Annotated in this window: 12 protein-coding genes; 2 read left to right on the top strand and 10 right to left on the bottom strand. The window is 31.3% G+C overall.

Annotation, left to right across the window (positions count from 1 at the left end; translation table 11 throughout):
• Nucleotides 1-4: 4 nt before the first annotated feature.
• From atpB to PMI10_RS12530, 6 genes are all read right to left on the bottom strand, one after another.
• Entirely contained in the window at nucleotides 5-1,165 is a 1,161-nt protein-coding gene (gene atpB / locus PMI10_RS12560; protein ID WP_007808442.1) for a F0F1 ATP synthase subunit A, read from the bottom strand.
• 571 nt (nucleotides 1,166-1,736) lie between these two features.
• A complete protein-coding gene (locus PMI10_RS12550; RefSeq protein WP_007808436.1) occupies nucleotides 1,737-1,964 on the bottom strand; it encodes an AtpZ/AtpI family protein in 228 nt (75 codons plus the stop codon).
• Nucleotides 1,930-2,340 (bottom strand): bactofilin family protein, encoded by a 411-nt coding sequence (locus tag PMI10_RS12545; protein WP_007808434.1) that lies wholly within the window; start codon nucleotides 2,338-2,340, stop codon nucleotides 1,930-1,932. Before PMI10_RS12545 ends, PMI10_RS12550 begins: the two co-directional genes overlap by 35 nt.
• Nucleotides 2,341-2,345: 5 nt before the next feature.
• Nucleotides 2,346-4,970: a type IX secretion system periplasmic lipoprotein PorW/SprE gene (locus PMI10_RS12540; RefSeq protein ID WP_007808432.1), complete on the bottom strand. Its 2,625-nt coding sequence runs from the start codon at nucleotides 4,968-4,970 to the stop codon at nucleotides 2,346-2,348.
• An 88-nt stretch (nucleotides 4,971-5,058) separates the two neighbouring features.
• A complete protein-coding gene (locus PMI10_RS12535) occupies nucleotides 5,059-5,754 on the bottom strand; it encodes an ABC transporter ATP-binding protein (RefSeq protein WP_007808430.1) in 696 nt (231 codons plus the stop codon).
• An 84-nt stretch (nucleotides 5,755-5,838) separates the two neighbouring features.
• Nucleotides 5,839-7,299, bottom strand: a complete 1,461-nt coding sequence (locus tag PMI10_RS12530) for a DUF5687 family protein (protein ID WP_007808428.1) — start codon at nucleotides 7,297-7,299, stop codon at nucleotides 5,839-5,841.
• A gap of 129 nt (nucleotides 7,300-7,428) precedes the next feature.
• Between PMI10_RS12530 and PMI10_RS12525 the strand changes: the two genes are divergently transcribed.
• Nucleotides 7,429-8,481 (top strand): ferredoxin--NADP reductase, encoded by a 1,053-nt coding sequence (locus tag PMI10_RS12525; protein ID WP_007808426.1) that lies wholly within the window; start codon nucleotides 7,429-7,431, stop codon nucleotides 8,479-8,481.
• Nucleotides 8,482-8,554: 73 nt separating this feature from the next.
• Here PMI10_RS12525 and PMI10_RS12520 read toward each other — a convergent pair whose 3' ends face one another.
• Together PMI10_RS12520 and PMI10_RS12515 are read right to left on the bottom strand one after the other, a co-directional pair.
• A complete protein-coding gene (locus PMI10_RS12520; RefSeq protein ID WP_007808424.1) occupies nucleotides 8,555-9,316 on the bottom strand; it encodes a GLPGLI family protein in 762 nt (253 codons plus the stop codon).
• Between the two features lie 111 nt (nucleotides 9,317-9,427).
• On the bottom strand, nucleotides 9,428-12,208 hold the full coding sequence (locus PMI10_RS12515; RefSeq protein ID WP_007808422.1) for an outer membrane beta-barrel protein: 2,781 nt from the start codon (nucleotides 12,206-12,208) through the stop codon (nucleotides 9,428-9,430).
• 640 nt (nucleotides 12,209-12,848) lie between these two features.
• Here PMI10_RS12515 and PMI10_RS22340 point away from each other — a divergent pair.
• On the top strand, nucleotides 12,849-13,094 hold the full coding sequence (locus PMI10_RS22340; protein WP_238539469.1) for a hypothetical protein: 246 nt from the start codon (nucleotides 12,849-12,851) through the stop codon (nucleotides 13,092-13,094).
• Nucleotides 13,095-13,105: 11 nt separating this feature from the next.
• On the opposite strand, the gene PMI10_RS12505 is transcribed toward PMI10_RS22340, so the two are convergent.
• Nucleotides 13,106-14,101 carry a glycosyltransferase family 9 protein gene (locus PMI10_RS12505; RefSeq protein ID WP_035631825.1) on the bottom strand — a complete coding sequence of 332 codons (996 nt, stop codon included), beginning with the start codon at nucleotides 14,099-14,101 and terminating at the stop codon, nucleotides 13,106-13,108.
• Nucleotides 14,102-14,143: 42 nt separating this feature from the next.
• Nucleotides 14,144-14,749, bottom strand: a complete 606-nt coding sequence (locus PMI10_RS12500) for a DUF4254 domain-containing protein (RefSeq protein ID WP_007808416.1) — start codon at nucleotides 14,747-14,749, stop codon at nucleotides 14,144-14,146.
• Between the last annotated feature and the right edge of the window lie 22 nt (nucleotides 14,750-14,771).

Raw genomic sequence — 14,771 nt, 5'->3', positions numbered from 1 at the left:
CAAATTAAACGTGCGCTTCTTCATGCCCGTGTTCCTGCACCGCAGAACCAAAATAAAGAGCTGACAACATCGTAAAAATATAGGCTTGTAAAAATGCCACTAATATTTCAAGAATAGAAAGCACAAAAGACAATCCGAAAGACAAACTGCTTCCGATCCAGCTTTTGAAAATAAACATCAAACCAATGATACTCATCAATACAATGTGTCCTGCAAAAATATTTGCATACAAACGAATCATTAATGAAAAAGGCTTGATAAAAATTCCTAACAATTCAATTGGAGCCAAAACAATTCTCATTAATTTAGGCACTCCCGGCATCCAAAAAATGTGTCCCCAATAATCTTTGTTAGCTGTAAAATTAGTTACTAAGAAAGTTAATATTGCCAAAGAAAATGTAATTGTTAAGTTACCGGTAGCATTAATTCCCAGTGGTGTTAATCCGAAGAGATTTAAAAACAAAATAAAGAAAAAGATTGTCAATAAATAACTCATGTATTTTTTGTAATGCTTCACTCCGATGTTAGGAATCGCAATTTCATCACGTACATAAATTACAATTGGCTCAAAAATTCTTCCTGCTCCTGAAGCAATTCCACCATTTTTCGCATATGATCTTGCTAAACTGCTAAACAACAAAAACATTAATAATGCAGCTGCAAGGATAGAAACTACTGTTTTTGTAATTGAAAAATCTAATGGACGAACATTTGTCGGATGACCTGTTTTTTCATCTTCAGTAATTGTTCCTGAAGCATCTGTTCTGTATATTTTACCATCGTGGTGATTGATCTTATAGTAACTTCCATCAGATTCTGCCACAGCATGACCGTGTTCGAATTTTGCAGAAGAAAAAATGTGCAACCCATTGTCCCAAAGAATAACCGGTAATGAAAAACCATAATGCTTTCCTGTTACATCATCTTGTGTAAAAGTAAAATCATGTGAATCTAAAACGTGATGATTAATAAATCCTTTTATTTTAGATTTCACATCTGTTGGTTCGGCATGTGCCCCTTCGTGATGTCCTTCCGCAACTGCTTCATGTGTTACTTCTGTTTGTACCTTTGTTGAATCCGTTTCCGGATTTGCAAAACTAGTTATAGGAAGACACGCTACAAAAGTTGCTAATATAAATCTAAGTGGTTTGTTTGAAATCACCATATCTGTTAAATATCTTAATTTTTTACGTTTCTAAATTTTGGTGCAAAGGTACATTTTTTATTAATATTCAAAAGGATATGAAAAATTATTTTTGAACCTTGTTTTACAGAATCTTTATTTTAACGCTTTTCATTTAATAATCGGGCAGTTAAAAGCGTTTCAAACAACAAAAATAAAATAAATGTTACAAAAAAATTCGTTTTCTCTATTTGTGTGTTTTGCAGTTTATCCTGCAGGATTGGTCTCAAAACTAAATAACAAAGTAACATTTGAAAACTTGTTCCAAAAAGAAATGCCATCCCTATATTATCAAAACTTTTTTGCTTAACTATTATTAAAACAATAAAAAGCATACTCGCTATCGCAACAAATAACAAATATAAAGTCTCCAAATTGTAATGAAAACCCTTATCGTTTATTTTAAAAACATAAAACACGAGTTTATGGAGTGCATAAAAAACAGCCGACAAAATAAATAAATTGCGTAATGGTTTGTAATTTTTTAAATTCATCATAAATAGTTATTCGCCACAAAGGTGCAACATTATTTATTGGTGGTGTTATTATTAAATTACTTTGATTTGTTAATTTCGTTTACCTGGCGAATTACATTATATAATGCAATCACGACACCAACCATAACCAAAATCTTATTGTAATACACTTTGGGACTAGGATGGTTTTCATCTAACCAATTCCCGGCATAGGAAAACAAAAAAATAATGACTCCCATTTGTATCGGAATATTAATGAGAGCAATCCATTTATTTCTCTGATTTCTGTTCGGTTCCTTTTCCATCTTTAATTGTTACTTCTTTAGCATTTGTTAACATGGTACAAGTAGCTGTAAAATCAGCTCCGGGTTCTATAGAAAGTTTACCAACCAGCACTTCACCGTGAATTTGTGCTGTAGCTTTTATGTTAAGGACTTCTAAAACTTTTATTTTTCCTTGAAACTCTCCTTCAATATCAGCATTATTACACACAATTTCTCCTTTTATAACGCCTGAAGCACCTATAACAAGTTTTCCCTGGGAGGTAAAATTTCCTATCAATTCTCCGTCCAGCCTAAAATCGGCTTTAGAAACAATATCTCCAATAATTGAGGTGCCTTCTACGATTCTATTTGTTTTACCTAAAAGCTCTGTGCCATTTTTTTTAACTTTATCAAACATGATTATTATGGGTTTTTGGGGGCTAAATACGTTTGAAGATTTTTCTTCATTTGAACTATCTTATAATTTTCACTGGATATAATAATAGCAGGGTGAGTAATTTTATACTTTTTATCATCTCTAAAAACACCTGCAAGATCTCTGGCATAAGCTTCTGATTTTATACCGTGAATTACAAAAAAACTTTCAGTCTTATTGTATTTATCAAACGAAGTTGTTAATCTTTCAAAATTTTCAACTAACAAAAAAACCTTAATTGCTTCTTCAATTTTTTTGGCTGTTTTAGTATCATCATTAGGAACTGAATATAAAATTTTCCAGCTTTTCCCATCAACTGTAGTAAAATCAAGTTTTTCTAAGCTCGGAATTTGTTTTTCTAAAATTTCACGGGCATTTTTACCCTCCTCGCTATTTGGGTAATTATCTGCCACGTTTTCCAGACCTTTCTTATAAGCTTCCAAACCGTTTACTTTTGCCAAAGTATTTGCTTTTAGCAATTCAAATTTAGAAACTATATCCTCGCCGGAATATTGATTTATTAAATTATCAATATTTTCTAAAACAACGTCATACTGTTCTTCCTTATATAATTTATACCATTTTTTATATTCCTCTTCGGGCGATAAATTGGAACCATTTTCAGGATTTGTATTGTTTAAAATCTGGGCATATCGTGAATTTGGATATGTTGACGAAATATCTGCTTTTATAGCTTCAGCTTTTGAAGGGTTCGTAATCTGATATATTTTATACAAATTATACTTCGATGGCAAAATCCATTTTTCTTCAGGATTATTACGGAGCAATTGTTCAAATTTACTACTGGCCAGATCGTATTCTTTAAATTTCTCTTTGTAAATCAATCCTAATTGATAGTACGCAAAATTTCGTTCTTTACCAATACTATCCATTGCCGTTTGAGTGGTTGGAAGTTGTTTTTCGTAAAATGCTGTTGTATACTTTTCGATAACAATCGAATCCTTCAGTGTATTTATTGAATCTTGTTGCTTGTTAATTGAATCTGTCAATACCGAATCTGCATTTGACCTTGCAGACGATAATCTCCAGTTTCCTGTTAACGGTCTGTTTCCCCACATTTTCTTAAACTGTAATTTTCCGTATGCAACTGTCGATGGATTATAAAAATAGAAAGCGCTTGCAACATCATTTCCTGTTGGAGGATTAAAATTTCCGGTAGGATTCATTGGAGGATTATTTCCTTGTGACTGAGGATTTACAGCTACCGGTCCACTATTTGAGTTTGTATTTTGCTCGATATTGGCTAATCTTTCCTTTTCTTTTTCTTCTAATATTCGTTTAGCTTCGTCTTTCTTTTTTAATTCCGCAATATAATTTTCAAAATATGTTTTTCTTTCAGATTCCGGTAAACCCTTCACTTTAATTATACTGTCGTTACGTTTTGCTATTCCTTCGTATTTTATGACATTGTCTAAGTTTTTTCTGTTTTTCTCAATAAAAACAAACTCTCTGGTTTTAGGATTTAATTTTGTCAGGGTGCTGTCGTAATATTTGGCAGCCATAGTATAATCCGTATCCTTAAAATACATATTTCCTATATTTCGATAAGTCGAAGCAACCAAATAAGAATCTTTAGATTTTCTTGCTAAAGATTTGTTGTAAAATTTTAAAGCATTTTCCCGTTCTTTCTTTTTATCATAAAAGACACCCATTTCATAAAGCAAAACATCGTAATAAGGCCTGTTTTCACGATCTTTAACCAGTTTATTATACGTCTTTAAAAATAGTGTATCATTACCATTTTCATAATCAAACATTTGTGCCTTTTTTGCATATGCCTGCATCATATATTTTCTGTCGGCTTTTCGATTCATATCGATTACACCATCATAAAAATAAATTGCGCTGTCTTTTTTTTCGGCCTTCTGATACATTTGTCCTAAAATGAAGCGATACCTTGCTTTATCTTCATTTATTCTGGAAAATTTTTCAGCAATTTTTAGTTTGGTAACTGCACTGTCTTTTTCTTCTAAATTTAAAAATGCTTCTGCCAACAATGCATTTGCATCCGAAAATGTTTGCTTATCTAAATCAGTATTTTTTAATAAAAGTTTGATGTTTTTTATAACAATTGCGTCATTTCCTAAACGCATATTTGTTTTTTCACGCCAAATTTTAGCAGTGTAAATATTACTGCTATTTGGGTATTTGTATAAAATATAATTGAAGGCTTCAAGTGCCGGAATAAAACGCTGGCCATAATACCGCGCTTTTCCAAGCATTAAATAGGCTTCATCCATTTGAGAGTTTTTCTCTCTTCCTCCGATATTCATGGAATGTTTCTGAATCGCTTTTGTCGCTTTGGTTTCTGCCAGTTCAAAATCCGGGTTTTTGGTTTTCTCCTGCTCTGCGAAATTTTCATTTACCTGCATTTTTTCAATTGGCAGTATTTCCCAAAAATTATCCTGATCGTTGGCTTTAATCGCCTTCAGACCTTTGTCTAAACCGATTCCTCCATTATACAAAATGTTATACTTTGTACTTAAAGCATGTGAATTTCTAGCTAAAAAAGTATCTCTTTTGGTAGAGCAGGCTATCAAAAAAAATAAAAACAGAAGTGGAAAACTATATTTTAGAGTATTCTTTTTCAATAGAAAAGAGTTTAAATCAATTAACTTCTAAAAAGGATTTTTAGTATAATGACTGGTAAAAATACGCTTCTTTTTGAAATATAGAAACTTATACTGCAAAAAACAATTCCAGCTCTTGTAAGGTTTCTGCAGAAGTTTGAATATCCTTTACCACTTCTCCTTTATTTAAAGCTACAATTCGATCACAAACTTCAACAGTATGCTGCAAATCATGACTGGAAACCAAAACCGTAACATTTGGATTTTCAGCTAATTCTTTAATTATTTTTTTCAATCGGCTTACAGTTGTTGGATCTAAATTAGCAAAAGGCTCATCTAAAATAATCACTTCCGGATTGCCAATAAGTGTCGCAATTATACCTACTTTCTTTTGATTTCCTTTAGATAAATCACGCAAATATTTTTTGTTGTTCAGAATTTCTCCATTAAAAAACTCTTCGTGTTGTACCAATAAAGCATCAATATCTGCTTTGTTTTGATGACGCAAATCTCCAATAAAATAAAAATATTCTTCAGGAGTTAAATATCCAATCAGGAAACTTTCATCTAAAAATGAACCTGTAAAAGATTTCCAGTTTTCATTTACGTTTACCTGAATATCATTGTTTTTAATACTTCCTGTTGAAGGCTGAATCAAATCTAATAATAAACTGAAAAAAGTAGTTTTTCCTGCTCCGTTATTTCCCACCAATCCAAAACTTTGTCCTTTTGGAATTTCAAGATTGTTAATGTTTAAAACTGTTGTTCCGTTATATATTTTTGAAAGCTGATTTACTTGTATCATGGTAATTTTAGATTTTTGAATTTAGATTTTAGATTAAGTCAATTGAAGCTAATTCCCTAATTGACACATTTTCAAAATGACTGATTAACTCTTTTGTTTGTAGGCCTGAATTGTGCTGTACTTCTCGATTTTATATCTTTTTTCGATTAAGGAAAAAACCGTATTTCTAAAGATAAAACCTAAAACTCCAGCTCCTGCAACCAACAATAATCCAAGGGTTTTATTTCCTAAATAAAGTCCGAGACCATATAGCCCCAAAGGCAATAATAATTTTGGCAAAGTCAGCAACATGGCATTTATATTGAAGGCTTTTTTATCTCCAAAAGCACCACTGGCATTACTTAAATCAATTGGTGTTTTGGTATATGCTCCTCCCAAAAGCACCAAGTGTGAGTTAACTCCAATATTATAAATGGCTCCTACTACAATAGTGAGATAAACTTCCCACCCATAAAAAAGATAAAATGATGCTAATATTGTCGAAATAAAAGTGGCAATAACAACCAGCCACCATTTTGAAGTAATATATCCACGATAGGGAATGTTTTGTGTCATCATCAGTTGATAATAGGAACTATCCCAACTTGGAACAAACTGTCCGAAGACAAATAAAAATCCTCCCGAAACAAATATCCCTGCAAAAATATGCATTACCGCAGGCTGATGTGAATTTCCAAAAAAGATTAACCCGTAAAACAAAAAGAGAAAACTCATTAAAATAGTTGTTTTTGATCTTTTGTTTCTTTTGATTAATTTGATATCATTTTTAAGAAATGTCCCTAAAGTTCCAAACTGATTAAGCCATGAAAGATTTTCGGTTGCAGCGATATCTTCTTTTTTCGAAAGTCCGGCATCTAAAAATAAATTGTTTTTGAAGTATTTAAATGTAAATCCGTACAACCCGATCAATACCAAAATTGGAATTAAAAATATCCCTTTTATAGCATAAAATCCCTGAAAAATTGGTGTCGTAAAGGTTGTAATATCAAATAACTTATAATATTGTGCTGCTCCTAAAGCCAAAATTAATCCGATGAAAACAACAAATAATTTATCAATATTACTCAAAATAATATTTAAAAAATTGTTGATATACACTAAACATAAAATAGCCAAATGCCAAAAAATAATTCCAATAATATCATATCCTTCTATTGCCAATACAACCGAAAAAGGCAGAAAGAAAAGAGCGTGGGCCCAATTGAAAAAAGACAAAGCCGTTTTACCCAAAGAAAAATGAACAATTGTTGGTTTCCTGAAAGGTAAAACCAATAACGGTTTTATATTCAGAACCGGAATTGCCTGCATTAATAATCGAATTATTAAATCAAATAAAAAATAATAAATCAAAAATTTATTGACAGTTACTAACGGCTCAAGGTTCATTTTTTTAAGTACATAAAATGCTCCCACCCCCATTCCAATAAAAATAAGAGAAAAGTACACCATTAAAAAACCTATCAAAATTTTCATCGCCAGGTTTGCACCAAACGATGCCGATCTTGTAAAGGCTTTCCATTCGAGATAAATAAACTTTTTAATCATGGTTATTTGGTTTTCAGTTTTGTAGTAAGAGATCAAATGTAAGTAAACGTTACAAAAAAAGTTAAAAAAAATAATTTAGTACCTGTGGTTTAATTGCCGTTTGCTACTTTTGCATAAAATATTAATATCATGCCTTCATTCTTAAAACTCATAATTAAAGAGGTAAAACGTGAAACTACCGAGGCTGTTTCTGTCCTTTTTAATGTTCCCGAAGAACTAAAATCAGATTATAAATTTATAGCAGGACAATACATAAATTTAAAATTAACCCTTGATAATCAGGAAATTCGTCGTGCGTATTCTATTTGCTCTGCACCAGAAAGCGGAGAATTACGAATTGCTGTAAAAGCAGTTAAAAATGGTTTATTTTCTCAATTTGCCAATACAAAACTAAAAGCCGGAGATGTTCTTGAAGTTGGTCATCCTGAAGGAAAGTTTACTTTTGAACCTGAAGCTGAAAGACAAAGAAATTATGCTGCATTTGTAGCAGGAAGCGGAATTACTCCTGTACTTTCAATCCTAAAGTCAGTTTTAAAAAGCGAACCAAAAAGTTCATTTGTATTGGTTTACGGAAATAAAACTCCGGAAGGAACTATTTTTCATCAGGAATTACACGACCTACAATTGAAATATGTTGGCCGTTTTTTCGTGCATTATGTGTATAGTCAGGCTAAAGCCGAAAATGCTTTGTTTGGCAGAATCGACAAATCAGCAGTAAATTTTGTATTGAACAACAAACACAAAGAATTGCAATTTGATAAATTTTATTTGTGTGGTCCGGAAGAAATGATCAATACCGTTTCCGGGATTCTAAAAGAGAAAAATGTAAAAGAATCAGCTATTAAATTTGAGCTTTTTACTTCTTCTTCTCAGGAACATGAAATAAAAACTTCACTAGAAGGGCATACAAAAATTACTGTTTTGGTTGATGATGATGAAGTTTCTTTTGAAATGTCTCAAAAACAAACCATATTGGATGCCGCTCTAAAACAAGGAATCGATGCTCCTTATTCTTGTCAGGGCGGAATTTGCAGCAGCTGTTTAGCACGTGTAACTTCAGGAAGTGCCGAAATGACTAAAAATTCTATTTTAACCGATAAAGAAATTGCTTCCGGTTTAATTTTAACATGTCAGGCGCATCCAACTTCAGAATCTATTTATATTGATTATGATGATGTTTAGAAGTTAAATTCCAAAAAATATAAAATCCCAAACTCCAACTCTAAAAATTGGACTTTGGGATTTTTTTATATAATTATAAAAAAGCATTCCACAAAAACATATTCTTTTGTCTTTTGTTTTCTTCTTTGTCCTCGCCATAGGTAAACCAATCTTTTGTTTTTTCTTCTATCAAAGATTTTAGCTCAATTAAGTCATAGGTTTTTTTTGCTGTAATGGGCTTTATCTCGAATGTATTATTGATCTCCAAATCTATTTTAGTAGCTATAAATGATGTGTATAATCTTGGTATTGTAAGGCCTAAAATCATACCCGGCAAACCATTTATTGAACATGGACCGCCAGAAATGGTAATGTCGTCTGCGTAAAAAGCAAATATATATACGTCATCCATGATTTTGCCTACAGCTTTTCGGCAATTATAACCAGCTATTTCTCTATGTTCATTTGTGATTTTCCATTCTATGTTTGGTATACTATCTGCTATTAGAAAATTAGTACCAACTATTTGTTTTTGCATGTTCATTTTTCTTGCTGTAAAATCAAGATACCAAGTGTTTTCTTCATCTGCGTCTTTCTCGTGTTTTGGTATTCTTGTTTTTGGACTCCATCTATTAAATTTATAAATGCTTTTGTTGTCTGCAAAAGTATAGGTGAAATAGGATATTTTTAAGTCCGACAAGTTCTCTTTCATCATCTCGTCCCAACTGTCATTACTCATTGTTTTTTTGAGATTGGTATTTACTTCATATTCAATTACAGCTTTATCTATAAATTGCTGTGCTTTTGATGTGGTTGTAAAAATTAGTCCTGCAATAAAAAAAAGTAGTGATTTCATAATCTTGCTATTTATTGTTTTATTGGTCATATGTAATTAATGATCAATAAAATTGATTTTTTGAATGCTTTTATTGCTGTTCGTAAACTTTTTTTCTGAACAGTTTCTGAATTATTTTTTTGCAGTTTCGCCTCTGTTTTTAAAATTCCAGGTAAAGCCTACCATCGCATATCTTTTCAGCCTGTCGTTTTGTTCCTCTCCTATTATATTTTCAAAAACATATCTTCTTATACCTATATTTTGATTCAAAATATCTCTTACAAGGATATAAGCCGTGAACTCATCATTTTTAAAGGTGCGCTGCAGCCTTGCATTCCATAATTGATTCGTGAGATTGGTTTGAAAATCAACTGTTTTTTGACGGGAATATAAATTGTAGTCTGTGGATATTTTCCATTTTTCTCTGAAATAAACCCCAATATCCAAACCCAAATTGTTAGTATTAAATGATTTTATTTCATTGTTTTGAGATGTACTGTTTCTATTATTTGAAAAATTATTATTTAAACTAAATTCGTATTTCTTTTCTTTAAATTTACTTAAATAAATCGAAAACCCTGAATTTAAAGTATTGGAATTGTTGATTTTGTTATTAATACTAAGTACTGATTTATTGTAATTAAGAGATGGATTAAGATTAACGTATAAATCTATTTTTTTTATCTTAAATCCATATCCAAAATAAAAATTCCCGGAGAAATTCCCGTTCGTGTTTATGGGTGTGGTAATTGTTTTAGCACTTTCCGGATCTATATCTTTGTTGTACGAAATTAAATTGGAAGTCATTCTTAAAGAAATGTTTTGGTAAAATTGCGATTCTGTCAAAATACTATAACTATTGTGTGATATGCTTATACTATTGGTGAAGGATTGTTTTAGATTTGGATTACCTACAATTTGATTAAAGAAATCCTGATTGTTTCTCAATGGCTGTAATTGATCAATAGTAGGCTGTTGAGTTGCCCCTTGATAGTTGAAACGCAAATTACCGTTGCTTTTGTACTTATAAGAAAAACTTGCCGTTGGGAAAAAGTTAATGTAATGGCGTTTGTATTCTTTATTTAAAGTTTGATCTTGCAGGTCAAATGAAGTAAAACCGAAGCCGCTTCCAAAACTATAATTTATTTTTTTAGCATTGTAGCTCAATTTTATATTGGGTCTCTGAGTTGTTATTGTCTGTTTGAATTGGTTTGATAAAGAATCTACAACCAAATCATAATTACCTGTAACATCAGAATAATCATAGGTTAAATAATTGCTTTTGCCAGTGTTATGAGTAATTTGATAGCCAAATTGTAATGCAAATCTTTTACTAAGAGGTTCCGTATAACTGACATTTACTGCTAAATTTTGATTCGTTTTCTCTCCTATTTTGTTTTGATCCACATCATTCCTGGAAGAAAAAACACCTTCATCATAACTTTCGTTAGAAGATTTTAAAAAATTATTTGAATTCGTATTCAACGTGTTCCAACTACTATTTACAGAAAATGTACGACGCTCTTTGGCGAATTTATGTTTAAACAAAATACTAGCAAGCAAAGATTCTTTATCTGATTTTGTAATAAATGTTTTTTCCTGTTTATTTTTTAACAATCCATCATTTCCCGTAGTAGTTCCGTTTGTAAATTCATCACTTTCTGTATTGTAAAAATTGGTTTTGGCTGTAATTTTTATGGAATTTACAGAATCTAATTTTACATCGTAAGTAGCATTTAATTTAAAGTTACTTCTGTTTACATTGCTTAACGTCGATGTTTTTTCATTTAACTGAGTTTCTCCTACTTGTGTTTGAGTGATTCTGTTGTTATTATTGGTGTAAATTTGCTTATTAAATTTTGGCGATAGATTCAATGTTTGTTTATCATTCCACTTATTGCTGTACTGCAATCCTGCGTTGGTGTTTTTGATAAAACCATTTTGAGTGTCAATATAAGGTTCTTCATCATTATTGCCACCTGTCCATTCATAACTTACATTTCCATCGTCATCCATGTTCATGCTTATATCATCACGTCCGCCAAATTTATCACTATCTTGCCAGCTAAGTCCATCTTGCCCCGTGTTCCCGTTTAATAAAAAAGCGGATAATTTTCTTTTACCTTTAAAACTGCTAAACATCGAATTGGTATTGTATCTGGAATCAGCATCTGTAAATGGTTGATTTGCTGCATCTATTTTACCAAAATAACCTTTCTTTTTATCTTCCTTTAATTTCAGGTTAATGGTTTTTTTTGTTTCGCCATCATCTATTCCTGTAAACTCGGCCTGATCACTTTTTTTATTAAAAACCTGTACTTCTTTTACTGCATCTGCCCGTAAGTTTTTTACCGCCATGCCAGGGTCATCTCCAAAAAATTCTTCACCATCTACCAATACCTTTTCTACTTTTTCCCCCATGGCTTTTATTGTACCATTCTTGTCTACTTGTATCCCTGGAAGTTTTTTTAGTAATTCTTCTACATTTGCATTAGCGTCAACTTTAAAATCACTTGCCCTGTAACTGGTGGTATCTCCTTTAACTCTAATAGAACCCGTCTTTATTATTATCTCTTTCAGCAGTTTCATTTTGCTTATCAAAGCAATTGTTCCCACGTTTTTTTCATTTTCTTTAACGGTTATGGAGTCTACATAATCGGCATATTGGCTATGAGCTGTCATCAGGATATAGTTTCCTGCTTTTACATTTTTGATATTAAATTTTCCCTCTTTATCCGATCGGGTAAACTTATATAAAATAGAGTCTATGGGAGTTAATAAAGCAACCACCGAATTGTAAACGGGTGTCTTTTCGTTACCATCAGTTAAAACACCCGAAAGATTTACTTTTTGAGAAAAAGCTGAAAAAGAGAATAAAAGCAAAATTGCAATTGTTATTGTAATTTTTGGCATAAATAGTTTCTGTTTTATTATATTAACATTTCAAGATTTTAAAAAGCCACTTACAAAAATGCTTCTCTTTCTTCTACTAATTCAGCTTTAGATTGTAAGACCTAAATTCACAGCGAGCCAAAGTAGTATTTTAACGTTAATAATTTCAAACTCATTTGTTAAACAATTGGTAAAATTATTCCTCCAAAAAAATCTGAAAAAACAATTAGTCTGGTTATGAATTTTATTTTATTCATCTGCAATACTAATTTAAAACTTTTACAAGATTAAAAATGCCACTTTCTTTTCTCTTCGAAAGTGTAATTTTCAGTTTAAAAACCCTTCTGAATAATAAACAAAAAAACATGTGGATTTTTAGATATTTTTTAAAAAACATGCTGAAAATTTACTATATTAGTACTGTAATTAAAGCTGTTAACCCTTCTTTATCTTAAGATGGATTTATAAAGCTAATCTAATTGTCAACACTTTTAAAACATTAAATATTATGGCAATGCATCACTACCTTCGTTTATCTTTTATATTACTTTTTGTAATAACATCTTTTATTTGTGTATACTTTATAATTAAAAAAGCAAGAAACAAAAAAGGCCCTAAACTACTTTCTGAAGAAAAGTACAATTCATCAATGACTGAGGGAATGGCAGAAATATCAGTCTCTAATGATAGTTTTTTTAATATTTGGCCTTATGTAAGTGAATTAAAAGCAGCTAAAATTTTATCGAATAAAATTAAAGAATCAGAATTGATACATAAAGTTTATAGAAATTCAACTGAAGATTTTGAACACATTTTACTCGCTACTGAAAAAGAAAATCATTTTGTAAAAATTGTCGTTGATAGAAACAAAAAGAAAGCAATGGGGTATCTTTTCTTTGATTTATGAGAAATGATTAACTACATTTTTTCAATAATGTTCTCAGGAGAAATTGTTCTCATCGCATCCTCATACCCTTCAACAATTTTATTTCCATAAATGGATGTTGGCAGTTTTGGATATTGATTTCTATCTGAAGTTAAGGCATTTTCCAAACTTTGATTAAATGGCAAAAATCCTGCGTATGGATGTGTAGCGCCCCAAAGTGTAATTACTTTTATACCCAGCATAGCAGCAATATGGGCATTTCCGGAATCCATAGAAAGCATCACGTCAAGATTGCTTATTAATTGTAATTCCTGTTGGAATTTTATTTTTCCAGCCATGTTTATTACATTTTCGAACGGCTGTGAAAGTGAATCCAGAATTTCAATTTCTTTTTTACCTCCTCCAAAAAGCAATATTTTATTGTTTGGATTTTGTGCCAATGTAGAAATAACTTCGTTCATTAAATCCAACGGATAAACCTTAGAATCATATTGGGCAAAAGGTGCAATTCCAATTAATTTTTGATTTTGGTTTCCGACAATTTCCAAAATATCTGCACTCAAATTTGCCTTTTCAGGAAATTCCGGATTCGATAAATCTAATGTAAAACCCAATTCTTCAAACACTTTTGCATGTCTTTCGAACATCGTTGGCAATTGTTTGAAAGTTTTATTTTCGGCATGAGTTAATTCTTTTTTACCTTGTCTGCCTTTATCTACAGTTGCTCTTTTTTTTCCGCTTAAAGCGAAAAGAAGGCTCACAACTTTAGACCTTAAAACATTATGCAAATCGGCAAAAGCATCTATTTTTAATTTTTTCACATCCTGAAATAGTCTTAAAAGGCCCAAAAATCCTTTATGACGTTGTTTTTCATCAAAAGCAAAAAAATCAAGATTCGGGATTCCTTCAAAAAATGGTTTAAAAAACGGACGGGAAATTACCGTTAATTTGACCTCGGGATACTGTTTTGCAAAAGCACGTAAAACAGGAACCGTCATGGCAACATCTCCCATTGCAGAGAGTCGCATGACGGCTATATGTTGAATAGTTTTGGGCAATTTTGTGGCCAACTATTTTTTATTTTGGTATAAAACCGGATTTAATTCATCATCATTATACATTTTCATTTGTTTGTATACTTTCATGAATTTATCTCCATTTTCGATATCTGTAAGCAAATCTTCAATTGCTGTAGACAAGTCACTTCTTTGTTCTAAAAGAATATTTAATTTTTCCTGGCATTTATTTCTGTGTTCCTGCGAAGCCTCTGCGCGGGTAGCTTCTTCATGCATGTGATAAATTTTTAATGCCAAAATTGATAGTCTGTCAAAAGCCCATGCAGGACTTTCAGAATTGATTTTTGCACCATCTTTTACCTTTACATTGCTGTATTTTTGTAGAAAATAACTATCAATATATTCCACCATATCAGTACGTTCCTGATTAGATGCATCAATTTTTCTTTTTAGGGTTAACGCTGCAACAGGATCAATTTGTGGGTCACGAATAATATCTTCATAATGCCATTGAACTGTATCTATCCAGTTTTTTAAATATAATAAATGTTCGAATTTATCTTTTGGAAATGGATTGTTTACAGGTTGATCAACACTATCAAATTGATGATAATCTTTGATGCTTTGTTCGAAAACAGAATATGCTAGTTTTGAAAACATGTCTTTATTTTTTAGAGATACA

Source organism: Flavobacterium sp. CF136 (assembly GCF_000282055.1).
Taxonomy (GTDB): domain Bacteria; phylum Bacteroidota; class Bacteroidia; order Flavobacteriales; family Flavobacteriaceae; genus Flavobacterium.
The sequence above is the reverse complement of the archived record's forward strand: the minus strand, read 5'-3'. Positions and strand labels throughout refer to the sequence as shown.

Excerpts from the sequence above, each read along its gene's own strand:
- PMI10_RS12515 (WP_007808422.1), bottom strand. The coding sequence starts at position 12,208 with ATGCCAAAAATTACAATAACAATTGCAATTTTGCTTTTATTCTCTTTT.
- PMI10_RS12520 (WP_007808424.1), bottom strand. The coding sequence starts at position 9,316 with ATGAAATCACTACTTTTTTTTATTGCAGGACTAATTTTTACAACCACA.
- PMI10_RS12525 (WP_007808426.1), top strand. The coding sequence starts at position 7,429 with ATGCCTTCATTCTTAAAACTCATAATTAAAGAGGTAAAACGTGAAACT.
- PMI10_RS12530 (WP_007808428.1), bottom strand. The coding sequence starts at position 7,299 with ATGATTAAAAAGTTTATTTATCTCGAATGGAAAGCCTTTACAAGATCG.
- PMI10_RS12535 (WP_007808430.1), bottom strand. The coding sequence starts at position 5,754 with ATGATACAAGTAAATCAGCTTTCAAAAATATATAACGGAACAACAGTT.
- PMI10_RS22340 (WP_238539469.1), top strand. The coding sequence starts at position 12,849 with ATGGCAGAAATATCAGTCTCTAATGATAGTTTTTTTAATATTTGGCCT.
- PMI10_RS12550 (WP_007808436.1), bottom strand. The coding sequence starts at position 1,964 with ATGGAAAAGGAACCGAACAGAAATCAGAGAAATAAATGGATTGCTCTC.
- atpB (WP_007808442.1), bottom strand. The coding sequence starts at position 1,165 with ATGGTGATTTCAAACAAACCACTTAGATTTATATTAGCAACTTTTGTA.
- PMI10_RS12505 (WP_035631825.1), bottom strand. The coding sequence starts at position 14,101 with ATGCGACTCTCTGCAATGGGAGATGTTGCCATGACGGTTCCTGTTTTA.
- PMI10_RS12500 (WP_007808416.1), bottom strand. The coding sequence starts at position 14,749 with ATGTTTTCAAAACTAGCATATTCTGTTTTCGAACAAAGCATCAAAGAT.
- PMI10_RS12545 (WP_007808434.1), bottom strand. The coding sequence starts at position 2,340 with ATGTTTGATAAAGTTAAAAAAAATGGCACAGAGCTTTTAGGTAAAACA.